Source organism: Streptomyces sp. ISL-43, from assembly GCF_018614195.1.
In the GTDB taxonomy this organism is placed as follows: Bacteria; Actinomycetota; Actinomycetes; order Streptomycetales; family Streptomycetaceae; genus Streptomyces.
Genome location: NZ_JAGGOT010000019.1, coordinates 1 through 24,660, shown reverse-complemented (window position 1 = coordinate 24,660; position 24,660 = coordinate 1). Strand labels below are relative to the sequence as shown.

General features: G+C 75.1%; 13 protein-coding genes. 2 read left to right on the top strand and 11 right to left on the bottom strand.

Annotated features, from left to right (window positions below; genetic code table 11):
• Positions 1-3 precede the first annotated feature (3 nt).
• From J7F03_RS11250 to J7F03_RS40945, 11 genes are all read right to left on the bottom strand, one after another.
• Positions 4-804 carry an amino acid ABC transporter permease gene (locus tag J7F03_RS11250; protein ID WP_308379353.1) on the bottom strand — a complete coding sequence of 267 codons (801 nt, stop codon included), beginning with the start codon at positions 802-804 and terminating at the stop codon, positions 4-6.
• On the bottom strand, positions 801-1,649 hold the full coding sequence (locus J7F03_RS11245) for an ABC transporter substrate-binding protein (protein WP_374104304.1): 849 nt from the start codon (positions 1,647-1,649) through the stop codon (positions 801-803). Before J7F03_RS11245 ends, J7F03_RS11250 begins: the two co-directional genes overlap by 4 nt.
• A 172-nt stretch (positions 1,650-1,821) precedes the next feature.
• Entirely contained in the window at positions 1,822-3,099 is a 1,278-nt protein-coding gene (locus J7F03_RS11240) for an MFS transporter (protein WP_214948572.1), read from the bottom strand.
• An 11-nt stretch (positions 3,100-3,110) separates the two neighbouring features.
• Positions 3,111-4,388, bottom strand: coding sequence for an alkaline phosphatase family protein (locus tag J7F03_RS11235; RefSeq protein ID WP_214948571.1), 1,278 nt, complete (start codon positions 4,386-4,388; stop codon positions 3,111-3,113).
• A gap of 67 nt (positions 4,389-4,455) precedes the next feature.
• Complete coding sequence (locus tag J7F03_RS11230) at positions 4,456-5,418, bottom strand: galactokinase (RefSeq protein WP_214948570.1); 963 nt, start codon at positions 5,416-5,418, stop codon at positions 4,456-4,458.
• Positions 5,415-7,349, bottom strand: a complete 1,935-nt coding sequence (locus tag J7F03_RS11225; RefSeq protein ID WP_251071753.1) for a class I SAM-dependent methyltransferase — start codon at positions 7,347-7,349, stop codon at positions 5,415-5,417. The genes J7F03_RS11230 and J7F03_RS11225 overlap by 4 nt, the downstream gene beginning before the upstream one ends.
• Complete coding sequence (locus J7F03_RS11220) at positions 7,346-8,521, bottom strand: glycosyltransferase (RefSeq protein ID WP_214948569.1); 1,176 nt, start codon at positions 8,519-8,521, stop codon at positions 7,346-7,348. Before J7F03_RS11220 ends, J7F03_RS11225 begins: the two co-directional genes overlap by 4 nt.
• Positions 8,518-9,372, bottom strand: coding sequence for an alpha/beta fold hydrolase (locus J7F03_RS11215; protein ID WP_214948568.1), 855 nt, complete (start codon positions 9,370-9,372; stop codon positions 8,518-8,520). The genes J7F03_RS11220 and J7F03_RS11215 overlap by 4 nt, the downstream gene beginning before the upstream one ends.
• A gap of 7 nt (positions 9,373-9,379) precedes the next feature.
• Positions 9,380-9,706, bottom strand: a complete 327-nt coding sequence (locus tag J7F03_RS11210) for an acyl carrier protein (RefSeq protein ID WP_214948567.1) — start codon at positions 9,704-9,706, stop codon at positions 9,380-9,382.
• Entirely contained in the window at positions 9,696-14,348 is a 4,653-nt protein-coding gene (locus tag J7F03_RS11205; protein ID WP_308379351.1) for a polyketide synthase, read from the bottom strand. The genes J7F03_RS11210 and J7F03_RS11205 overlap by 11 nt, the downstream gene beginning before the upstream one ends.
• A complete protein-coding gene (locus J7F03_RS40945; RefSeq protein ID WP_374104303.1) occupies positions 14,341-21,864 on the bottom strand; it encodes an SDR family NAD(P)-dependent oxidoreductase in 7,524 nt (2,507 codons plus the stop codon). The genes J7F03_RS11205 and J7F03_RS40945 overlap by 8 nt, the downstream gene beginning before the upstream one ends.
• A gap of 482 nt (positions 21,865-22,346) precedes the next feature.
• On the opposite strand from J7F03_RS40945, the gene J7F03_RS11190 reads away from it, so the two are divergent.
• Together J7F03_RS11190 and J7F03_RS40940 are read left to right on the top strand one after the other, a co-directional pair.
• Positions 22,347-23,240, top strand: a complete 894-nt coding sequence (locus J7F03_RS11190; RefSeq protein ID WP_214948566.1) for a LysR family transcriptional regulator — start codon at positions 22,347-22,349, stop codon at positions 23,238-23,240.
• A gap of 139 nt (positions 23,241-23,379) precedes the next feature.
• Positions 23,380-24,660 (top strand): Ig domain-containing protein, encoded by a 1,281-nt coding sequence (locus J7F03_RS40940; protein ID WP_251071752.1) that lies wholly within the window; start codon positions 23,380-23,382, stop codon positions 24,658-24,660.

Here is a 24,660-nt window from a genome sequence, read left to right as displayed (position 1 = left end):
TCCTCACGCGGCCTTGGCCGCGCGGGCCTCCAGGCGGCGCACCACGAAGCTCAGCGGCACGGTCACCAGGAGGTAGCACAGGCCCGCGACCAGGATCGGGGTGGAGTTGGCGGTCTGGCTGGCGAGGTCCCGTCCGAACTTCGTCAGTTCCCGCTCCTGCAGCGTCACACCGAGGAACAGCACGAGCGAGGAGTCCTTGAACAGCAGGACCAGTTCGTTGGTGAGCGGCGGGATGACGATGCGGAAGGCCTGTGGAATGACGATCGAGACCATGGCGCGGGCGTGCGAGAAGCCCAGCGAGCGGGCGGCCTCCAGCTGCCCCTTGGGGACCGCCTGGATACCGGCCCGAATCGTTTCCGCCATGTAGGCGGCGGCGACGAGGCCGAGGCCGAGTGCGACCTTGCCGTACGTGCCGCCGGGGATCTCCGTACCGGGGAACGCCAGTGGCACCGCCACGCCGACGAAGATGAAGATCAGCAGGGCCGGAAGGCCCCGGAACAGTTCGATGTAGACACTGGCGACCCACCGGTAGGGGGCCACCGAGGACAGCCTCATCATGGCGATGACCAGGCCGAGGACCAGGCCGAGGAGGAACCCGGACAGCGTGTAGACGACCGTGTTGCGCAGGGCCGTGGTGATGATCTCCGGGAAGAGCCGCAGCGCCAGGTCCTTCTGGGCGAACTGGTTCTGCAGCCGGTCCCAGTCGGCGTTCACGCCGATCAGCACCAGCACGGCGCCGAAGAGCGCGTACTGCACGCCCTGCGAGACGCGGCGGCGCTGACGGCGGGTCAGCCGAGAGGTCACGGCGCGGCCTGGGGCAGCGGGCCGATCCACTGCTCGTAGATCTTCTTGTAGGTGCCGTCGGCCTTGGCGTCCGTGATCGCCTTGTCGAGCGCGGCCACGAGGGCGGTGTTGCCCTTCTTCACCGAGAAGCCGTACTGCTCACCGGTGTCGATGTTCTGCGCGAGGGTGAACTCGGCCGCGTTCTTGGGGTCCTTGAGCCAGCCCTGGACGACCGGGTAGTCGATGACGACGGCGTCGACCTGACCGGTGCGCAGTCCGTTGATCACCGCGTCCGAGCTCTCGAAGGCGACGGGGTCGAATCCCTGGCCCTTGGCGTAGCTCTCGCCGGTGGTCTCGGCCTGCGCGCCCAGCTTCTTCGACTTCGCCTTGAGATCGGCGAGCGAGGTGACGCCGCTCTTCCTGGTGACGAGCAGTGCCTGGGTCGCGTCGAAGTAGGGCAGGGAGAAGTCGACGTTCTTCTTGCGCTCGTCGGTGATCGTCATGCCGGCCGCCGCGAGGTCGCACTCGCCGGAGTTCAGGAAGGCACCGGTCTTGAAGTTCTCGAAGGGCGTGTCGAGGATCTTCTGCTCGACCTTGAGCCGGCTCGCCACCAGGTCGACCAGGGCCACGTCGAAACCGACGACCTTGCCGTCCTTCTCGAACTGGAACGGCGGGTACGGCAGATGGGTGCAGGTCGTCAGCTTGCCCTTCTCGACGACGGGCACTCCGCCGGCCGCCTCACCCGGTCCGTCGCCGCCCGAGGAGCATCCCGCGACGAGGAACGCGCCCGCCGCGGCGGCTGAGGCCGCGACGCGGATACGGAGGCTGTTGCGGCGACTGCGGTTTCCTCTGGCCGTCCGGGACACGGTTGACCTCCACGAGTGCGGGGCGAGCGGCGATCACGGGACGGGACCGTCCGCCGAGATCGTAAGCCACGGGCGGCGCCCGCTGAGGGATCTTCGGCGATGCGTTCCGGGGACTCCCGCCGGACCCGCACGGATCCGGCCATGATCACGAAGGTCGGGCGGCCGCTCCCGTCTACGGTGCGCCGTCCTGCGGGCCGCGGCCGTCACCGGACCGGCCCGCGCGCCGGCGGCCGCCGCCGGCCACGGCGGTGGCGGTCAGGGCCAGCAGCAGGCCGCCGGCCGCGGCGCCCAGCGCCGGGCCCGGCCCCCACAGCGTCCAGGCCGCCCCGAACAGCAGGGAACCCGCGAACCGCGCCAGTGCCTGCGCCGTCTGGAGCACCGCGAGCCCGGTGGTGCGCAGTCCGGCGGGCAGCAGCGGCCCGGCGGCGGCCATCAGTACCCCGTCGGTGGCCGCGTAGAAGAGGCCGAGCAGCCCGAGGACCCCGAGGACGAGTACCGGCCCGGGCGGCACCGGGGCCAGGAGCAGCAGGCAGGCGCCGAGCAGCAGCAGGTGCCCGCCGAGGAAGACCCGGTGGCGCCCCAGCCGGTCGGCGAGCCGGCCCACGGGCAGCGCGGCCAGCAGGAACACGGCCGCCGTGGCGACGGGCAGCAGGGGGAAGTACGCGACCGGCAGGTCCAGGCGACGCTGGAGCAGGAGGTAGAGGAAGGCGTCTCCGACGGTGAACAGCCCGAGCGCGGCGGCGGTCAGGCAGAGCCGCCGCAGGCCGGGGATCCGCAGGAGGTCCCGTGCCGGAGGCGTCCCGGCGGCCGGCGCGGGCGCGGGGCTCTCGCGTACGAACAGGGCCAGCACGACGACCCCCAGCACCGCGAGGCAGCAGCTCACGGTGAAGACGGCCGCGTACCCGTCCACCGCCACCCACAGCACCCCGAACGCGGCCAGTGGCCCCAGCAGCGCCCCGGCCGTGTCCAGCGCGCGGTGCACTCCGAAGGCCCGGCCCTGCTCCCCCGGCCCGCAGGACAGCGAGATCAGCGCGTCGCGCGGGGCCGTCCGCAGGCCTTTGCCGGTCCGGTCGGCGGCGAGCACCACCGCCACCGACCAGGGGGCGGTGACCGCCAGGAGGGCAGCCTTGCAGGCGGCGGAGATCGCGTAGCCGGTGCCGGCGACGAGCTTGCGGCGGTGGGTGCGGTCCGAGACCCGTCCGCCCACGAGGCGCAGCAGCGCGGTGGCGCCCTGGTTCAGCCCGTCCAGGGCGCCGAAGGCGAGCGGGGACATCCCGAGTCCGGCCACCAGGTACAGCGGCAGGACGGCGGTGATCATCTCCGCGGAGACATCCGTGACCAGGCTGACCAGGCCGAGCGCGAGCACCGTGCCGGGGACGGCCCGCAGGGGGCCCTTCGGGGCCGGAGGGTCTGCGGCGATGTCCGCCGCACGGCTGGTCGACAGGTACACGGATGCCTCCTTCAGAACCAGTTGATGGTGAGGGGGAAGGTGGTGTTGGCGGTGGCTCCGGTGGAGTCGGTGGCGGTGGCGGTGAGCTGGATGGTGCCACTGGCCCACGGTTTGCCGGTGATGCGTCCGGTGGCGGCGTCGAGGGTCAGGCCCCAGGGAAGGCCGGTGGCGGCGTAGCGGACGGGGGGCTTTCCTCCGGTGGTGGTGAGCTGGATGGTGCAGCTCTGGTTGAACTTGCAGGTCTGCGGGCCAGGGTTGGCCAGTTTCAGATCACCGGCGGTCGGGGTCGGAGTGGGCGTCGGGGTCGGGGTCGGTGTGGGGGTGGGCGTCGGGGTCGGTGTGGGAGTCGGGGTCGGCGTGGGATCCGTGGAGCCGCCGAACACCTCGCTGATCGGCTGGACGTTGGCCGCGTTCCCCGCGTGACCGGTGCCGAACAGGTCCTCGAAGGTGCGCAGCAGGTGGTGGTGGTTGAAGGCGGTGGCGTACTTGCCCGTCTTGACGTTCGCCCCGTAGAAGACGGTGGCGATCTGGTTGGAGCCGAGGTAGTTGTCCTCGTCCCATGTCAGCACCAGCAGGCTGTTGTTGGCCTTCGCCCACTGCGCGTAAGCGTCGATGTTGTTCTTCGTCCAGGTGTCGCCCGTGGCGACCGAGCAGGAGTGCATGTCGTTGCACTGGTTGGGCACCACGAACGACAGGTTCGGCAGCGCCGCGAAATTGCCCTGCGGGAACTGCGCCCAGGTCTTGCCGGTGTTCAGCGGCACGTTCTTGAAGGCGAACCACGGGTTGTGCTTCTGCGCGTACTGGCCGTTCGTGCAGGCCGTGGAACCCTCGCTCGGCAGGTCCTCGTTGTACGTCGCGAAGGTCTTGCCGGCCGCGATCAGCTCCTGGCCGAGGTTGGGCGCGGTCATCGACTGCGGGGTGTAGCAGCCGTCCCCGGTGATGCCCTGGGTGGCGCCGGAGAAGAGGTTGAAGTAGTTCGGCTGGCTGGGGTGGGTCAGGGCCTTCATACCGGTCAAGCTCGCGCCGCCGTTGGCGAGCTGGTTGACGTACGGGGCGTTGGCGCTGCCGATGACCTCGCCGTACTGCTTGTTCTCGTACACGACGACCACCACGTGGTCGTAGGCCGGCAGCGCGGCGGCGTTCACGAGGGTGGTGGAACCACCCTCGGCGGCCTGGGAGTTGGCTATGGTGAAGGCGCCCAGCAGGCCGAGCGCACCGAGTCCGGCGACGAGCGCGGACCGGCGGGCCCGGTGTCTCGCGCCCGCCGTCGTTGACGGATGGATGGGCATGGGTGGTTCCTCCTCGTGATGAGTGGTCCGTGGTGGATGGTGGGTGGTCAGTGGCAGGTGAGCGGTGTCATTGCTCGCGCCGGGCCGCACCGGCCACGGCGATGTTCAGGAACCGCGGTACGGGCCGCCCCCGGTCGCGGAAGTCCTCCGCGACCGCCGCCCGCACCGCCGTCAGCCGGGCCTCGGGCAGCAGCACCAGCACGCTCCGCCCCGGCCGCTGCCCGGGCGGCCACGCGCTCAGGGACCCGGCCCGGCGGGCGCACCCCACGGCCCGCGCCAGGTCCGCGGCCCTGGCCGTGCTCCCGGAACTTCCGCGCACGGCCATCAGCACCAGGCGCGCCCCCGATTCGGCCGGGTCGAAGGCGACGTACCGCTGTCGCAGCCGCCGGGGCTCCCGTGGGCGCGAACCCTGGCCCAGCAGGAGGGCCCTGCCGGGCCGGGCGAAGAGCGCCCCCCGGCGCAGCGCGTCGTCACCGTCCGGCAGTGCCCTGGCCATCAGCCGGGCCAGCTGCGCGCGGTCGGGGTCCTCGCCCGCCGGCGTGTGCACGTCGGCCACCGCGAGGGCCACCGCGCAGTCGACGGCTTCCTCCGTGGCCAGCCCGGCGGCCGGGGTGAGGGAGCCCTGCACGTGCAGGTCGGTGCCGCCGCGGCCGTAGCCGGCCCGGGCCAGTGCCCGGAGCAGGGCGTACGGGCGGGCGGCCCAGGCCGGGGTGGCGGGCGGCGGCCCGTACAGCGTCAGCGGCAGATCGCAGCTGTCCGCGGGGTGGCCGAGGGAGCTGAGCCGTACGAGGCCGTCGCTGCGGGGCGCGGCGGCGGCCGCGACCGGCCAGCCCGCGGCCGCTACGAGGCCTGGTGAGCCCATGTGGAAGGTGTAAGGGGCGCTCCAGACGGTGGCCGGGGGCCGGCCGTGGGCGGCTTCCAGGGCGTAGGCGACGAGGCGGAAGAGCGGGTCGGCGGTGGCCCGGCGGGCGAGCTCCCCACCGGCGACGGCGGCGGAGGCCGCCGCGGCGGGGGCGACGGCGCCCGTCACCGCTCGTCCTTGCGGGCCAGCATCCGATAGGCGTTCCCGCCGTCCGTGCGCCTGGCCACGACCGTGCGCAGCCCGTCGAGCACCGCCGCGGCGGCGAAGCACGGCAGCGCTGCCACCCGTACGGCGTGGCCGAGGGCACGTCGGCCGGGCGTGGCCGGGGCGGCCCACGGCCGGTCCGGGTCCGGGGCCAGCCGCGTCGCGGTCAGGGCCACCGCGCCGAAGAAGTCGTTGCCCTGGTGGGCCGGCCCGTGCTCCTCGGCGATCACGGTGAACCCCCGGTCGGCCAGCGCCTCGCGCAGGTTCCCGGAAGGGATCAGGTGCTGGTGCTGCGGCTGGAACCAGGGCAGCCAGGCCGGGCCGAGGAGGCGGGCCATGCGCGATTGCGGGTCGGGGAGCTCGATGGTCAGGTATCCGCCGGGGGCCAGAACGGCGGCCGCCGTGTCCAGTTCCGTGAGCGGGTCCCGGGTGTGCTCCAGGTAGTGGTACATGCTGACCACCTCGTACTGGCCCGCCAGTTTCACCGCGAACTCCGGGAACTGGCCCTGGTATCCCGTCTCCACCCAGCCGCGCCGCTCGGCCTCGCGGACCCCGTCGCCCATGTCCAGCCCGTCGAAGCGGGTGTCCGGCCAGACGTCCCGCGCCGCATTGCAGAAGTGGCCGTGCCCGGTGCCGACGTCGAGCCAGGAGGCCGGGTCGGCATGGGGGCGGAGCATCTCGGCGCGGCCCCGGTAGGCGGCGCCGAGCCGTCCGAAGACCGTGGCCGCCCCCTCGCCGCCGCGACCGTCGTAGAAGTCGCGGTAGTAGAACTCCAGCCCCTCCGGGCTCAGTCGGGGGTTCTGGAAGACGTGCCCGCAGTCTCCGCAGCTTTCCAGGGTGAACCGGCCGGGCTTGGCCTGGAGCAGATCGGGCACCCGGACCCGGACGGACAGCTGCTGGGAGCCGCACCAGGGGCAGTCCAGGCGGCGCGGTTCGAGGAACCGGTCGGTTCCGGCGGCCAGGTCGGCCCGGTAGGTAGCGGCCCGGACGGCGGCCCGCGCGAGCTCCCGGCCGCTCGCGGGCGTGGCGTCCCGGTCGCGCCGGGTACGGGTCGTCGCGGCGGCCGTGCGCAGGGCGGCGCCGAGGGAGCGCACCGGCCGGGCGGCGGTGGCCAGGGCCAGATCGGCGGGGCGCAGCGGAGCGCCGGGCCGGCCGAGGGCCAGGTAGGGCTGGATCCAGTACAGCCCGGCGGCGGCGGCGCCCCACCGGCCCTGGCGCACGGCCACGCCCGCGAGCAGTGCCAGCCCGGCGAGCTGCGCGGCGGCCAGCGGCCCCGCCGGCAGCCCTTGGGCCCGGAGTTCGCCGGCGCGCGCCGTTCCGGCCGCGTCCGGCGGTGGCCCGCAGCTCAGAGCCGGTGCGACGGCCAGTCCCGTGGCGTCGGCGGCGTATTCCTTCAGACGGCGGGTCAGTGCCAGGAGTTCCGTCGGGGTGGGGTGCGGCTCGGCCGGATCCACCCCGGCCCGCGCGAGCACCTCCTCGGAGACGAGCACGGCGAACCCGGCCCCGCGCCCCTCGCCGAGCCGGTCGTGCCGGTAGGCGGCCGGGTCGACCAGTCGCAGCAGGCCCAGTGCCCGCTCGGTGGCCAGGTCCGCGGGCAGCAGGTCCAGTACCTCCAGTCCCTCCCGGTCGGCATGCGCGCAGGCGGCGAGGAACGTGGCCGCGTCGGGCTCGACCCCGCGAGCGGTGAGCAGCCGCCACCCGGCGGCGCGCGGCACCCCGACGGCCGCGGGCCCGGTCATGGGAGGGGTCATGGGCAGTACCGGGATCGCCCGCAGCCGGCGGGCGGCGCGCACGGTGCCCGCGCCGAGCGCGACCAGCAGCACCACGGAGGTCCACCGGACGCGGGGAAGGGAGGCGGAAAGCGGGTGCAGGGGAGGGAGCGCGGAACGCGTCATATGAGTTTCTCCAACCGGTCGGCCGCGGCGGCAGCCCCGCCCGCCGCGGCGAATGAGGCCTGGATCCGCCGGGCGCCCCGGCGGTGGACGGGTTCGTCCAGGACGGCCGTCAGGGCGTCCCGCAGTTCCTCGGCCCTGGTCCTGCCGAACCGCACCCGCACCCCGGCCCCGGCATCGACGACCTGCCGGGCGACGATGGGCTGGTCGTCGCGGATCGGTGCGACCACCAGCGGCAGGCCGTGCGCGAGGGCCTCGCAGACGGTGTTGTGTCCGCCGTGGCAGACCACCGCGTCCAGATGCGGCAGCAGCTCCAGTTGTGGCACGCTCTCCCGCAGCAGCACGTTCCCGGGGACCTCCCCGACCAGGGAGGCCGGGGCCGCCAGGACCAACTGGACGTCTTCGCAGAGCCGTTCGGCGGCTCCCAGCACCGCTCCGTAGAACCGGCCGCCGGCCTCCTGGTTGAGCGTGCCCAGCGATACGAGCACCCTTCGCCGCGCGGGGTCCAGCTGCTCCCAGGGGAACGCGGGCGCGGGCGGGCGGGCGCCGAAGGCCGGGCCGACGAAGGCGTAGTGCGGCGGGAAGTCCTCGCTCACGCCGACGAGTTCACGGCTGGAGAACACCAGGACCAGCCGGTCCGAGAACCGCGGATCCCACTCCGGTCCGGCTGCCTCCCGGTCGGCCCCGCACTCCGCGAGCAGTCCGCCGATCTGCGCGGCCACCCACTCCCCGACCTTGGGGAAGTCCGCGAAGGGCCGGGTGAGTTCGGCCGAGGTGCTGGCGGACGTCACCCACGGCACTCCGAGCCGCCGCGCGACCACGGGACCGGCGAGGGCCTGCTGATCGGCGACGAGCACGTCCGGCTCGAAGACGCGGACCGCTTGCGCCACGCCCGGCACCATCGCCCTGGCCAGCGGTACCAGCGCCTCTTCCCACAGGAACCGCAGCGCCCCGACCCCGCGCAGATCGCGCCAGCGGGCGTGCAGCATCGCGTATCCGCCGCCCGCCTCCTCTCCGGCGGGCAGGATCCGGGCGTGGTCGGGCAGCAGCCGGGACAGCGCCCCGGCCGGACCGGTCCAGGCGACCTCGTGGCCTCGGGCGGCCAGTTCGGAGCCGACCGCCACGGTCGGATTGACGTGTCCGGCCAGCGGCGGCACCGTGAAGAGCACCTTCATGGGACCAGCACCCCCGCCCGCGGCCGCGCCGGGGCCGGTGCGGCCGCATGGGCCACCGCGTCGAGATGGGCGAGTACGGCCTCCCGCAGCGCCCCGCTGCTCTCCTTCAGAACGTCGTGCCCCAGGCCCGGCAGGATCTCGATCGCGGTGACCCGCGGGGCGTGGCGGGCCAGTTCCCTGGCGCCCGGGACCAGTTCGGAGTGCTCGCCGCAGACGATCAGGACCGGGCAGCGCAGTGCGGCGTAGTCGGCCGGGGTGAAGGTGCGGCTCGCCGCGACGTCGTCGATGAGCGTGGTCCGGTTGAGCAGGTCGTCGGCGATCGCCGTGAGGTTGGCCGCCTTGCGCAGGCGCAGGGTGAGCAGCTCGGCGGGTACCGGACTGTCCTCCAGGCTGAGGGCGGCCGCCGACAGGGTGTCCACCATGTTCTCCACCCAGGCTCCGCTGAGCGGCGGTTCGAGCAGGGTGAGCCCGGTGACGCGGTCGGGCCGGGCGAGGGCGGCGTGCAGCGCCAGGGTGCCGCCGTAGCTGTTGCCGACCAGGTGCACCGGGCGCCGACCGAGGCCGAGCTCACCGAGCAGGGCGAAGAGGTCCCGTACGGCGGTGCGGCTGTCGTAGCCGGTGGCCGGCCGTTCGGTGCGGCCGTGGCCGCGCAGGTCGTAGAGGACGACCTCGTGCCCGGCCCGGGCCGCCGGGACGGCCAGGGGGCAGTAGAAGGAGGACAGGTTGTCGACGACCAGTCCGTGCAGGAACACCACCACGGGGCGGTCGGGACGGTCGGGGCCGGCCGCGCCCGGGCCGGCCGGGAGCTGCTGGACGTGGAAGCGGACGCGATCCGCCGGGACGAAGGCCATGGCGGGATCAGCCCTCCGACGCGGGCGCGGCGGCCGTGGCGGCCGAGACCCGGGCGAGGGAGGCGTGCGTGATCCAGCCGATGTGCGTGACGAGTTCGCCGACGGACATCGCGAGGATGGCGTCCATGTCCTTCTCGGACAGGAAGCCCATCAGGTCCACTTCGGCGCCGTAGCGGTGGTGGAGCAGTTCGGCGAGGGCGACGAACTCGATGCTCTCCAGGGCGAGGTCCTCGTTGAACGTCGTCTTCATCGTGACCTCGTCCGCGAGGAGGAACTCGTCACCGACGATCTCCACGAGCATGCCCGTGATCTCGGCGAGGATGTCAGCTGCCATGACTGGTCTCCGTGAGGTGGAAGGGGGCGGGGGACGGAGCCGCGGGACGGTCGGTCCAGGCGACGATGTGGTCGGGTGGCGCGTCCGCGAGCAGGGTGGTGCGGATCGGGTACGGGTGTCCGTCCGGGGACAGCACCCGCAGTCGGCCGGAGCCCGGGTCGCCGGCCGCCCGCCAGTCGCGCGGCCGGCCGCCGAGTCCGGTTCCCGCCGCCTTGGCCGCCGCCTCCTTGGCGCACCACAGCGCCGTGAGCGCGGCCGGCAGGCCGGTGCCCTCGTGGGCTGCCAGCCGTTCGGCGAGGCCGAGTTCGTCCGGTGTGAGCGCGATGCGGATCAGTGCGTCCGGGTCGGTGGTGACGGGCTCCACGTCGATGCCGACCGGCTGGTCGCGGTGGGCGAGGGCGACCGCGATCCGGTCCTTGTGGGCGATCGTCAGCCGGATCCCCCGGGCCAGGACGCCCTCGGCGACGGGCCGGCCGGCCGGGTCGTTGGCGACCGGCACCTCCACCGGGAAGACCGGCCCGGCTCCGCCGTCCCACAGCAGTTGCCGCAGCGCGTCCTTGGCGGCGATCCGGCCCAGCAGCCAGGGCGCCCGGGCACGCGGCGCCAGCCGCTCGTACGCCGCGCGCTCGGCGGCGCCGAGGTAGCGGCGCATGACCAGCTCCTGCGAGGCGGGGTCGGTCCAGCGGCGCCGGGCCAGGCACCAGCCCGCGGGCTGGGGTTCGCCGATGCCGCAGACCTCCGGGGTGAACTTCATCGGCCAGACCCGCTCGTCCGCCCCGAAGCGGCGGTACGTCCAGCCGTCGATCCGGGCCCACACCTCGCCGTCGGCCCGGCACAGCTCGATGTCACCGCGCACGGTGACGTCGCGCACCTCCCGGATCCGGGCCGTGGCGGCGACGAGCTCGTGCGGGGCGGGCGGGGGCCCGGAGAACCGGATGCGGTCGACGGTGGCCGGGAACACCAGGCGGTCCACCGGGAGCCGCAGCTGCATCCAGTGCCCGAACAGCTGCCCGGCGGCGTCGAGCAGCGCCCCGGGGTCGGGCAGTGCCCGCAGCACCCCGCGGATGCCGTCCGAGCCGACGGCCCGCACCTCGTGCACCCCGGCGAAGCGGGGGCCGTGGAACATCCAGCGGTCCCGGTAGAGCGCCGCGGCGCTGACGGGGGCCGGCCGCGGGTCGTGCAGGGGCGTGGGATCGGGCCCGGGCAGGCGCCCGTACCGCTCGCCGAGGAGTACGACCACGTCGGCGTACTCCCCGAGGACGACGCGCATCCGGCCGGGCCCGTCGGCCCGCACGGTGACCTCGACGTCGAGGGCCGGTTCGACGGGGAGCCACCGCAGGGCCCGTACCCGGTCGTAGCCGGTGACGGCCAGGCCGGGCGGGGCATGGCGCAGTGCTGCCTCGGCGGCCAGCTCCAGCATGGTCGTCATGGGCACGACGGGGAACCAGTCGGATTCCTCGGCCCACCTTTCGGGCTGCAGGTACACGCAGTGGTCCCGTACGTAGGGCAGCGCGGCCAGCGAGAGCCGCAGGGTCTGCTTCCCGGCGGCCCCGCCCGGGCCCGGCGCCCCGCTGGGCATCGCGGGACCCGCCGCCGGCGGCGGGCTCGCGGCCGGCCGGGCCCCGCTGACGGCCCGGGCGGCCGGGGCGGTGTCGGTGAGGACCTCGTCCAGGGCGGAGAGCAGGACCGGCCGCGATCCCGTGGCCGCCGGCGCTGGGGGCGGGGCCGCCGGGGACGGGGTGCCTGCAGCGGGCAGGAGGCCGCCCAGGGCCGTCCGCGCCGCCTCGCCGAGACGGACCAGCGGCGACCCGAGATCCAGGGGCACGGTACGCCCGGGTGCGGACGGGGCGGACGGGGCGGGCGGGGCGGGCGGGGCCGACGGTGCGGCCGGTGCGGCGGCCGTCCGGCCGGTGCCGTCCTGCTCCGCCGATGACAGCCGGTCCCAGCGCGGGGCGTGCCCCTCGGTCCACAGGGCCGCGCAGGTGCGCCGGAGGGCGGCGAGGCCCGTGAGGCGGGGGGAGGAGGCCGACACCGAGAGGTGGGGGCGCTCGCGCAGGGTGTCCTCGACGAAGCCCGGAAGGCTGCCCGGGCCCAGCGTGACGAAGCTGCGGACGCCCGCGTCCTCGTACAACCGGAGCGTCAGCTCGCGGAACCGGACCGGCTCCAGGAGATGTCGGACCACGAGCGACCGCACGTCGTCCGGGGCCGGGGGGAACGGCGCGCATGTGGTCGCCGACCAGAGGGGCAGGGTGCCCGGCCGCAGCGGCAGCCTGGCGAAGGCGGCGCGTACCTGACCGAGGTAGGGCTCCCACATCGGGGTGTGGAAGCCGGAACGGAAGGGGAGCTCCTGGCCGAGCACTCCCTCGGCCCTCAAGCGGGCGAGAGCGGAGGCCACTTGGGCGGGCTCCCCGCATATCACCGACTGGTGCGGGCAGTTGTCGTGGCTGACCACCACCTCGTCCAGGCCGTGGAGCGCCGCCTCAGCCCGCCGGGTCCCGCATCCCAGGGCCGCGTAGACCAGATCCGGGACCTTCAGCGACCCCGGGCGCAGCGAGTCCAGGAAGGTGTCGGCCGCGTCCTGCGGATACATCCCGGCCGTGACCATCGCCGCCCACTCCCCCAGGCTGTGGCCCGCCAGCACATCGGCGTCGACGCCGAGTTCCGGCAGGACCCGGGCGAAGAACCGGCCCGTCGCGATCGCGTCCAGGGCCCGTTCCATCAGCTCACCGCCCCGGCTCAGCGGGGGTCGCTCCAGCCCGAGCCGGTCCGCCACGTCGTCCAGGGCCGGGGTGAACTCCGGCTCCAGGCCCGGGAACAGGAACGCCACCCGGCCGCCCAGCGGCTCCGGTGCGAACCACACGTCGCCGCGCCCGCGCCAAGCCCGGCCGCGCGCCACCACCTTGGCGGCCAGCGCGAGCCGCTGGGGCGTCGGCCCCACCACGGCGAGCCGGCACGGCCCTTCGCCCCCGGATGCCGGGGAGCCGCTCGCCAGCCGGACCGACAGCTCCGTCGCGTCGGCCGCCTCCATCAGGAGTACGTCCTCCCGCGCCTCCGCGTCCGCCCCCACCGGCGCGGCCGAGCCGCCCAGGGGCAGGAACCGGCGTACGGGCGCGGCCCGGTGCACGGCGCCGGGCGCCTCCTCCAGCACGACGTGGGCGTTGATCCCGCCGAAGCCGAACGCGTTGACCCCCGCCCGGCGCGGAGCCGGCCCGCGTTCCCACGGGCGGGCCGTCGTCACCGGCCGCATCCGGGTCCGCGCCAGGTCCTGGTGCGGCTCCTCCAGGTGCAGCGTCGGCGGGAGCACCCCCTCGTAGACCGCGAGGGCCGCCTTGATCAGCCCGGCCATGCCGGAGGCCTGCATGGTGTGGCCGAGCATGGACTTGACCGAGCCGAAGCCGATCCCGTCGCCGGTCCCGTCGCCGATCCCGTCTCCGGCACCGTGTCCGGTCCCGCGTCCGGTCCCGCGTCCGGTCCCGCGTCGGGCGGCCTCCCCCGGGGCTCCGAACACCTGGGCCAGCGTGTCCAGTTCGGCCGCGTCCCCGACCGGGGTCCCGGTACCGTGCGCTTCCAGCAGTCCCAGCGCGCCGGGCGCCCGCGGGTCCAGACCCGCTTCCCGCCAGGCCCGTTCCAGCGCCCGCACCTGACCCGCGACGAGCGGGCTCATCAGGCTCGCCGCCTTGCCGTCCCCGGCCACGCCCGTGCCGCGGATCACCGCGTAGATCCGGTCGCCGTCCCGCTCCGCGTCCGCCAGCCGTTTCAGCAGCACCACACCGGTGCCCTCGGACAAGAGGGTCCCGTCGGCCCGCCGGTCGAAGGGCCGGATGCGCTCGCTGGGGCTCAGGGCCCGCAGCTGCGTGAACACGCTCCACAGGGTGGCGATGTGGCAGTGGTGCACGGCCCCCGCGACCACCGCGTCGCAGCGCCCGCCGGCCAGCAGCCCCACCGCCTGGTCGACCGCCAGCAGCGAGGAGGCACAGGCCGCGTCCAGGGTGTAGGCGGGGCCCCGGAAGTCCAGCCGGTTCGCGGTCCGCGCGGCGGTGAAGCTCGGCACCAGTCCGATCGACGCTTCCGGCCGCTCGGGACCCAGGGCGTCCTGGAACGCCGAGCGCACCGCCGCGATCCGCCGCTCGCCCAGCTCGGGCGCGAGTTCCCGCAGGGTCTGCGCCAACTGATGTGCTGTGCGGACGCGTTGGTCGAGCCGCGCGGTGGCCACGCCCATGAACCCGCCGCGCCCCAGCACCACCCCGATCCGGGAGCGGTCGGCCGGCAGGCGGGCGTCGCCGCCCGCGTCGGCGATCGCCTCCGCCGTCGCGTGCAGGGCCAGCATCTGGTCCGGTTCGGCCCCTTCCACGGCGGCCGGCATGATCCCGAACCGGGTCGGGTCGAAGGCCGCGAGCCCGTCCACGAAGCCGCCGCGCCGGCAGTAGAACCGGTCGCCGGCCACCGGTCCGGTGGCACCGTCCGGGTCGTAGTACACCTCGGGGTCCCAGCGCCCGGGCGGCACGTCGCCTATGCAGTCCGTACCGGCGAGGAGGTTGCGGCGGTACGAGGCCAGGTCCGCGGCGCCCGGGAACACCGCGCCCATCCCGACGATCGCCGCGTCGGTCGGCCGGGGGCCGCGCTGTCGCCGCCGGTCAGCCACGCTCCTCACGTCCCTCGGCCATCAAGACCACCTGCACGTCGCTCCCGTGCGCGAGTTCCGCGAGGAACGCGGCGGCACCCGCGTCCGGTTCGATGAGCGGGATGCCGCGGCGGGCGTACGCACGGGCCAGTTCGGGGCTGACCATCCCGCCCGCCTCCGCGGCCCAGGGGCCCCAGTCGACGGACAGCACCCGGCCCGGGAAGGACTCCGCCCAGGTGTGGGCGAGGCCGTCGAGGGCGTCGTTGGCGGCGGCGTAGTCGCTCTGGCCCCGGTTTCCGTACACCCCGGCCACGCTGCCGAACAGCGCGAGGAACCGGGGTGCGGGCGCCGTTCCGTGCTCGGCCGCCGCGGCGGCCAGGTGGCGGGCGCCGGCCACCTTCGTGGTGAACACCTCGGCGAATGCGGCCGGTTGCTTGTCGCGGAGCAGCCCGTCGCTCAAGGTCCCGGCTCCGTGCACGATGCCGTCCAGCCGGCCGTGCCGTTCCCGTACGCCGGCCACGACGGCCCGTACCGCCTGCTCGTCCGTGACGTCCGCGCAGTGGTACCGGACGGAGGCGGCCACGGCGGCGAGGGCCGACAGGGTGGCCCGCACCTCGCGCTCGGCGAGGATCCGCGAGGCCGCCGCCTCGATCTCCGCGGGGGTGCGCAGACCGGTGGCGATCAGGGCCGCGCGCAGGGCGACCCGGTCGGTGGCGTGCCCGAACTCATCGGCTTCGGACGGGGGTTGCGGCGTACGTCCCATCAGCTCTACGTGGCATCCGGTGGCCCGGGCCAGTGCGAGGGCGGTCCTGGCGGTGATCCCGCGGGCCCCGCCCGTGAGCAGGACCACGGAGCCCGCGTCGAGCGGCGGGGGTCCGCCGGCGGGAGCGAGCGGCGCGGGCACGGGCCGGCGGGTGACCCGTACGCCCTCGGCGCTGTACCCGACGGAGGCGGGGCCGTCGGCGGCTCCGTGGTCCTCGAAGGAGCCGGAGGCCGCGGCGGGCACGGGGAGCTCACAGCTCAGCTCGGCGAGGAGCTGCGCCGTGATCCGCTCGGGGTCCTCTTTGGGGTGGACGTCCACCGCGCGGATCAGACTTCCGGGGAATTCGAGGGCGGCGCTGCGGGCGAAGCCGTGCAGACCGGCTCCGGGGGTGCCACCGTGCGCGGTGACGAGGAGGAGCCGTCGTACACCGCCGGTCAGGGCCCGCTGCAGCCCGGGAAAGGCCTCGGGCAGGACGGGCGCCGTGCCCGGCCGCAGGGCGGACAGATCGAGGACCGCGTCGAACCCGGCATCCGCTTCGGCGAGTTCCCGTACGTCCGCTCCCTGGGCCCGCAGGGCCCCGGTGAGCGCCGGTGCGACGCCCTGGCCGTCCCCGACGAGGCCGATCCGCAGGCCGCGCAGGGCCTCCGGGTTCGCGGGCGCAGCGGACAGGGGCAGCAGGTCGACGCGCAGGCGGCTGACCGCGGCCGCGGCCGTGGCGGGCTGCGGGTCGCCCGCAGGGGCCCCGGTGGCGGCCGGGGGCGCGGTGTGGGCGGTGACCCAGTCGACGATGCCGCGCAGGGTCTTGATGCGGGACAGCTCCTCTACCGCGGACTCGGCGGAGCCGCCCGGGTCCTGCGGGAGACCGATCCGGTCGGCCAGGGCGCCGATGATCTCGACCCGCTTGATGGAGTCGATGGACAGGTCCGCCTCCAGGTCCAGCTCGGGATCGAGCATGTCCCGCGGGTATCCGGTCCGGGTGTGGACGATCTCCACGATCACGTCCATCACCTCCTCTGGGGACCGGTGGGCGCCACCGGGCGGTGTCGCCGCGTCGGCCGGAACGGCTCCGGGGTGGGCGCCCCCGGGCAGTGCCGCGTCCGGGGCCGCGCCCCCCGAAGCCGGCGGCCAGGTGCCGGATCCCCCGAGCCCGTCATCCGCGCCCGCCGGAGCCACGCCGTAAGCCGTCGACCACGAGCCGCCGGCGCCTCCCGGCATGCCCCGGCCGTCCGGTCCGGCCGCAGGGCCTTGGCCGGCGGCGTACTGCGGGAGCCCCAAGCCCGGAGCAGGGCCCCTGGCTTCGCTTGCGGGCGCCCACGGGCCCGACCCGGCGGCGAGAGCGGGAAGCGGGGCGGCAAGGGCCGACAGCGGGGCCGCACCGGCCGGGGTCCGCGTCGCGACCGGGTCCGCGCCCGCCCAGGGCCGTGTCGCGACCGGCGCCGCCGAGCCCAGCCAGCCCAGCAGGACGTCACGCTGCGCCTGGACCAGTTCGCGCGAGCCGCGCAGGTACTCCAGGACCACCTGCTCACGGCCGTCGACAGCACCGGGCTGGTGGCCGCCGGCGGCCGGCGTGCGGTCTTCGCCTTGGATCGGGTGGCCGCCCACCCACCCGACGGCAGGGCCCCCCACCGGCGCGGAGCCTCCCGCCGGGCCGTCGCCGGCGGCCTGGCTCGCGAAAGAGCCCGGCACCCCTTCGGTGGCCGGAGGCCAGGGGCCTCCGGCCGGGTCGCCCTGCGTGGCCTGGACCATCTGATGTCCTCCCATGTCTTGTGCTGCCGCGAACCGGAGGCCTCCGGGGGCCGAAGCCCCGTGGCCGTTCACCCGCTCGGCGGCCGGAGCGGGGACCGCGGCCGCGGACACCGCCGTGGAGATCCGGCGGGCCGGGCGGAGGCCGCCGGCGACGGGGGCGCCGTCGGACGTGCGGACCAGGTGGCCGTCCACCAGCCAGCCCGGGCGCCGCGGTGCGCGCTCGGGGAGCCGGGAGGTACGGCCGCGGAACAGCGCCTCCGGCGCCACGGACACGCCCGCCGCCGTCAGTTCGGCCAGCGCGGTGACCAGCCGGACCAGCCCGTGCTCCCCCGGTACGTCCAGCGGGATCACGGTGTGCGGCCGGTCGTGCAGGATGCGGCCGACGAGACCGGACAGGACGCGGCCCGGCCCCGCCTCCACGAAGGTCCGGACCCCGGCGGCATACATGTTCTCCACCTGCTCCACGAACCGGACCGGCTCGGCGACCTGACGGGCCACCAGACCTCGTACCTCCTCGGCGGACTCCGGGTACGGGCCGGCCGTCGTGTTCGACCAGACCGGGACGGCGGCGTCGGCCAGCGCCGTCCCGGCCAGCTCCTCGGCGAGGGCCGTCGACGCGCCCGCCACCACCTCGCTGTGGAACGCGCAGGCCACCGGGATCGGATCCGCCGACAGGCCCGCCTCCCGCAGCGCCGCCACGGCCTCGGACACGGCGGCGGCCGGCCCCGAGATCACGCACTGCCGGGGGGCGTTGTGGTTCGCCACCACGCAGCCGGAGCGCTCGGCGATCGGCCGCACCTCCTCCGGCGCGGCCGCCACCGCCGCCATCGACCCGGGATCCGCCCCGGCGGCCGCCAGGATGGCCTCGGCCCGGCGCGCGCTCAGCCGTAGCAGGCTCTCGGTGTCCCAGACCCCGGCCGCCCACAGCGCGGCGAGCTCACCGTACGAGTGCCCGGCCACGCAGTCCGGCCGGACGCCCAGGGTCCCGAGCAGCAGGTGCGCCGCAGAGCCGGCCAGGCCCAGGGCGGGCTGGGCCACCCGGGTGTCGGTGACCGCGGCCCGCTGTGCGGCCCGCTGCTGCGAAGTGAAGGCCGCCGGGGGGAACATCGCGGAGGCCACATCGCCCGGCGCCGCCTCCAGCAGTTCCCGCAGGGCGGGGAACGCCGCGAACAACTCCCCGAGCATGCCGGGTCGTTGGCTGCCCTGCCCGGGGAACAGGAAGGCGACCTGACCCGGATCCGCCGACTCCTCCCGTACGTGGACCCCCGCGCCCGGGGCGAAGGCCCGCGCCCGCTCCAGCCGGGCGGCCAGCTCGTCCAGGCCGGCGGCCACGACCGCGACCCGAACGGCGCCGGAATCGGCCGCGACCTCCGCCGCGAGGTCCCGCAGCGCCCACGGCCGCCCGGCCGCGTCGTTCTCCTCCAGCCTGGCGGCCAGCCGCGCCATCGCCCGGCCGGCCGCGCGCCGGTCCGCGCCGCGGAAGCAGAACAGCTCGGCCGGCCATTCCTCCAGCCCGTGCCGGGGCTCCTCGGACCCGGCGTAACCGCTCAGCACGGCGTGGTAGTTCGTGCCGCCGAAGCCGAAGGCGCTCACGCCCGCGATCCGCCGCTGCGGGGGCGCCGCCCACGGCCGGGCCTGCGCGTCGAAGAAGAACGGGCTGGTTTCCGCCTGCCAGGCCGGGACCGGGCCGTCGATGTGCAGGGTCGGCGGCCGTACGCCCGAGTGGACGGCCCGGGCCGCCTTGATCAGTCCGGCCAGCCCGGCCGCGCACTTGGTGTGCCCGATCTGCGATTTCACCGACCCCAGCGCACAGGTCCCCGGAGCGGCACCCGACTCGGTGAACAGTCGGCTCAGCACCGCGAGTTCGGTGCTGTCCCCGACGACCGTGCCGGTGCCGTGCGCCTCGACCAGGCCGACTTCGCCGGGGCTGACGCCGGCCCGGGCGTAGGCCCGTTCCAGCGCCCGCCGCTGTCCTTCCGGCCGGGGCGCGGTCAGGCCGAGGGACCGTCCGTCGCTGGAGGCCCCGACCCCCTTGATCACGGCGTACACCCGGTCGCCGTCCCGCTCCGCGTCCGCGAGGCGCTTCAGTACGAGAGCTCCCACACCCTCCCCGAGGGCGATTCCGTCGGCGGCCGCGTCGAAGGGCCGGCAGCGGCCACCGGGGGACAGCGCGCGGACGGAGGAGAACAGCAGGTAGTCGTTGATGCCGTTGTGGACGTCGGCGCCGCCGCACAGCACCATGTCGCTGTCCCCGGCGCCCAGTTGGCGGCAGGCGAGGTCGAGGGCGGCCAGCGAGGAGGCGCAGGCGGCGTCGACCGTGCAGTTCGCGCCGCCGAGGTCCAGCCGGTTGGCGACCCGGCCCGCGATGACGTTGGCGAGCACCCCGGGGAAGGAGTCCTCGGTGAGCCGCGGCAGCTGCTCGTCGAGCTCGGCGGGGAGCTCGCCCAGATAGGCGGGGTGCAGCGCGCGCAGGCCGTACGCGCCCGCCAGTTCGGTACCGGCCTCGGCGCCGAAGACCACCGAGGTCCGGGACCGGTCGAACTCCCGGTCCTTGTCGTACCCGGCGTCCGCAAGGGCCCGTGCGGAGATCTCCAGGGCCAGCAGCTGCACCGGTTCGATCCCGGCCAGCGAGGCCGGCGGGATGCCGTGCGCCAGGGCGTCGAAGGGCATCGGGCCGAGGAAGCCGCCCCACCGGGACGGGGTCCGCTCGCCGGCCCGCGCCGGGTCGGGGTCGAAGTAGAGCGCCGGGTCCCAGCGCTCGGCCGGCACCTCGGTCACCGCGTCGGTCCCGGCCAGGATCCGTGCCCAGTAGGCGGCGAGGTCCGGTGCTCCGGGGTAGGCGCACGCCATGCCGACGATGGCGATGTCCAGCGGCTCGGGCGCCGCCGCGCCGCCCGTGGGCGCGCTGAGCTCCTGGGCCCGCCGCCGGAGCAGCTCGGTCGCGCCCTCGGTGACCTGCGCGTGCAGCGCGGCGATCGTGGTGGTCGCGGAGCGCAGCGTGGCGGCCTGGCCGAGCATGAACAGCCCCTCGGCGTCCTGCTGTTCCTCGTCCACGGGCTCCAGCCCGGAGCCGCCCGCAGCGCGCCGCAGCCCCTTGCTGGCGATGCGCAGCCGTCCCAGGTTGAGCCGTTCCAGCTCCTCCCACACCTCGCGCGGTTCGGCGCCGCCGTCCTGGAGCCGCCGCCGGGTCGCCTCGAAGGTGTCGACGTACGGGGTGGCCGCACACCGCGTGGCGTGCCCGGGCGCGGTGTGCAGCAGCACGGTGTCCGCGCATTCCATCGCCGCGCGCTGGAAGCGGGGCAGCACCGCGCCCGCGGCCACCGCCTCGTCCGTGAACAGGTAGGCGGTGCCCATGAGCACCCCGATCCGCGCGCCGCGTTCGGCCAGTGGCGCCGCGGCCGCCGCCGCCATCGCGGCGGAGCGTTCGTCGTGGATGCCGCCGGCGAACAGCACGTCCAATGCGGCCGGTTCGGGGCACGCCAGCAGCAGCTCGATCTGCTCCTCCCACAGCGGGAACGAGGCGCGCGGCCCGACGTGGCCTCCGCACTCCAGCCCCTCGAACACGAACCGACGCGCCCCCTCGGCGAGATAGCGCTCCAGCAGCCCCGGCGAGGGCACGTGCAGATGGGTCCGGATCCCGGCCGCCTCCAGCGGGGCCGCCTGCCCCGGCGTACCGCCCGCGATGATCGCGTACGGGGGGCGCACCTCGGCCACGGCCGCCAGCTGCTCCGCCCGCAGTTCGGCCGGGGCGAAGCCGAGCAGTCCCACGCCCCAGGGCCGGTCTCCGAGCCGCTCGGCGGCCTCGGCGAGGAGCCGGCGCACCTCCGGTCCCTCCATCACGGCGAGCGCCAGGTAGGGGACTCCGCCCTCGGCCGCGACCGCTTCGGCGAAGGCCGCCTGGTCGCTCACCCGGGTCATCGGCCCCTGCGCGACGGGGAGCGGCTGCCCCGGGCCGCGGCCGCTCCCCAGCGGCCGGGCCCGTACGGCGGCCTCCAGATGTCCCGTGACGGCTGCCCGGATGCCCTGCAGGACACCCCCGGTCGTCCGGTGGCGCGCGGCCAGCCGGGCCGCGGAGGCCCCGTCCTGCCCGACCGGGAGCAGCTGCGTCCGCAGGTCCCGGGCGCCGAGCAGGGTGGCGGCCGGCCCCTCGGGCGGGGTCAAGTCGGGTCGGGCGTACACCCGGTGGCCCTCCACGAGCCTGGTCTCGGAACCGTCCATGGCCCGCAGCGCGGCGGCCACCTCGGAGGGCAGCGCGGCCTCGCCCTCGGGGGTGAGGGCCAGTTGTACGTCGACCAGCACCCCGCAGGCTCCGCCCGCGACGGCCGCGGCCGCCGTGTGCGGCCCGATCCCGCCGAAGGCCCGTACGGGCACCCCGATCGCGGGGTCTGCGAGCAGCTGTTGGAGCAGGACGAAGGTGGTCGCCCCGCCCACCCGGCCGCCGGCCTCGTGCCCCTTGGCGACGAGCGCGTCCACCCCGGCGGCCACCGCCGCCAGGGCCTGCGCCGGATCGGTGACCTCGGCCCATACACGCGGCCGCCCCTCGGCCGCCGCCCAGCCCGCGACCAGCTCCGGGGTGTGCGACGCGGGGTCGGCGAGGAGGACCGTGTCCACCCCGCCCGGCAGCCTCCCCGGCCCGATCGGGCATCCCACGGGCACCCGTACGCCGTAGCGGCCCCCGCCGAGGCGGCGGGCGAGCTCGGCGAAACCGCGCCGCGCGAGCCCTTCGTCGCGGCCGAGGTCCAGCAGGCCGAGGGCTCCGGCGCGCTCGGCGGCGATGACGATCCGCGGGTTGGGCTCCTCGAACGGACTGACCGCGACGACCAGCTCGCGGTCGGCCGCGGCGGGTCCGCCGGGCTCCCGGACCGGCGGGGACTGCGAGGACTGCGAGGACTGCGGAGACCGTGGTGCCTGCGGAGACCGTGGTGCCTGCGGGGACGGCGGAGGCTGCGGGGGCCGTGACGCCTGCGTGGGCCGCCGTGGCGGAAGGGGATGCGGAGGCTGCGGGGACGGCTCGGGCTGGGGGGACACGGGCGCTCCTCTTCCAGTGCTTTGTGACATGGCCGAGTGCATGGCGGAAGACGGGGGGAGAGCGGCGGGCGAGCACCCGCCGGGTCGGAGCCGAGGTGTGCGACGCGCGAATCGGCCGGGTGATCCGCCGAGGCAGGGTTGAACGGTGGTCAAATTCCCTGACGCCGGGATGCATCGTGCGGTGGCGGCCCCGCACTGTCAACGGCCACCCGGAATACGTTGCTTCCCTCCGCCGGCACTCACGGCCCGCTCGGGCGGCCCCCCGGCGACCCCGTCCGCGCAGTCCTCGCACCGCGGTGACCTGCGGTGTTGCGGCCCGAGCGGCCCGACCCGGGGCGCGGGCCGACGTACCGCAACCGGGCGGTGTCATGCCGCATGGGTATGGCTTGCCACCCGTCCAGCATGAACCCCTTTGCGAACTCGGGGAGTTGTTAACCCGACATGGTCTTACAGGTGCACGCATGCGCGGTTACCGTCCGGTCATGACGCCCACCCTCGCGCAGCTCCGCTACCTCGTCGCCGTCGCCGACTGCCGCTCCATCACCAGCGCGGCCGCCTCGGTCTTCGTCGCCCAGTCCGCGCTGTCCCGGGCCGTCCAGGCCATGGAGCGCGACCTCGGCGTCGAACTCCTCGCCCGCCGGGGAAGGGGGGTGGACCTCACGCCGGAAGGGGCCCGGGTCGTCCGGCTGGCCCGCACCGTGCTCGACGCGGTGGACGCGATCGACGACATCGGGGCACCGCACGGCAAGGGCAGCCGGGCCACGCTCGTCCTCGTCACCACTCCCACCCTGGCCCTCGACCTGGCCTCCGAGCTGGTTCCGGCCTTCACCGAGCGGCACCCCGGCATCGACGTCAAGCTCCAGCAGTACGACAGCCGCGAGGCCCTGGTCCAGGAACTGGGCCAGGGCCGAGCCGAGTTGGCACTCGTCGACCTGCCGGTCGACAAGGAGCTCTCCACCCACCACATCCAGGAGCGCGAGGTGGTGCTCATCTCCCCGATCGGCTCACCCCTGCCCGACCCGCTGCCGCTGCGCGCCCTCGACGGACTGCCGATGGTGCTGCCCACCCCTGGGACCGGTCGGCGCACCGAGATGGAGGCCATGTTCAGCTGCCTGGGCGTGCGCCCGGTGCCCTGCCTCGAGGTGGACGAGCGCCTCGCCTGGGTGACGGGCGTGACCGACGGCCGCGGCTCCCTCATCTGGTACCGCGACGTGGTGGCGAGGGCCTTCGGCAGCAGGGCGGAGATCCGCTCCTTCACACCGCCCCTGCTGCGCCCCGTGGGCATCGCGCACGCCCGGCGGCCGCTGAGCCGCGCGGCCCGCGCCTTCATCGCGCACGCCCGGCACAACTCGCCCCTGCGGGAGCCGGCCCGCTGAACTGTTCGCGCCAAAATGGACCGCGCCGAGCGGAAGACGCCTTGCGGCGCCAAGACATGCCCGTCCGGCATTGAACGATGCTCGAACGGCAGGTGGTTGACCCTGGCGCCTCGACCTGACGTCCCATCACATGGTGGGCATGTCCCGACTACTCCTGACACCCCCACAGGCTGCCGCCCTCGCCACCGCGGTGCTCGCCACGATCCTGCCGGCCGCTGCCTGGCTGGCCGGGTCCTCCGCCAGCGCCGCCCCCGCCACGGCCGCGGCCGCACCCCTGGCCGGCTCAGCCCTGGCCCCCGAGCGCAAGTGCACCCTCCCGGGGGGCCTGGCCGAGCTCAGCGGCCTCGCCATGAGCCGCAAACACCCTGGCGTCTTCTACGCCGTCAACGACAGCGGCAACACCAACCAGGTCTTCGCCATCGACTGCAACGGCGCCACCGCCCGGCTCCTGGCCACGCTCACGGTCTCCGGAGTGGGCAACACCGACTGGGAAGCGCTGGCCATCGGCAAGGACGCCGCCGGCGGCCCCACGATCCTGGTCGGCGACATCGGCGACAACTTCGGCGGCCGCGCCGAGATCACCGTGCACTCCTTCGCGGAGCCCGATCAGCTCGCCAACTCCACGGTGACGCCCACGACGTACCGCTTCGCCTACGCCGACGGCAAACACGACGCGGAGTCCCTGCTCGCCGACCCCGGCACCGGCCGGATCTACATCGCGAGCAAACTCTTCGGAGCGGCCGGCCAGTTGTACCAGGCCCCGCTGCCGCCGGTGTCCGGGCAGCTCAACACCCTCACCGCGGTCCGGCCGGGCCCGGTCTTCGCCACCGACGGGGCGTTCTCGCCGTCGGGTGCCTCGTACACGCTGCGCAGCGGCGGGCCGCTGGGCGCCAACACGGCCTCGGTGTACGACACCGCGGGCACCAAGCTCGCGGACGTCGCCCTCCCCGCGCAGTCGCAGGGCGAGACGGTGACGTACGCCGACTGCACCAGTCTGCTCGTCGGGTCGGAGAACGACACCCAGATCTGGCGCGTTCCGCTGCCCCCGGAGGCCACCCCGGGCTGTGGCGGCACGCCGACCCCGACGCCCACCCCTACCCCCACCCCGACGCCTACGCCCACTCCTACGCCTACTCCTACGCCTACACCTACTCCGGGTGATCTGAAACTGGCCAACCCGGGCCCGCAGACCTGCAAGTTCAACCAGAGCTGCACCATCCAGCTCACCACCACCGGAGGAAAGCCCCCCGTCCGCTACGCCGCCACCGGCCTTCCCTGGGGCCTGACCCTCGACGCCGCCACCGGACGCATCACCGGCAAACCGTGGGCCAGTGGCACCATCCAGCTCACCGCCACCGCCACCGACTCCACCGGAGCCACCGCCAACACCACCTTCCCCCTCACCATCAACTGGTTCTGA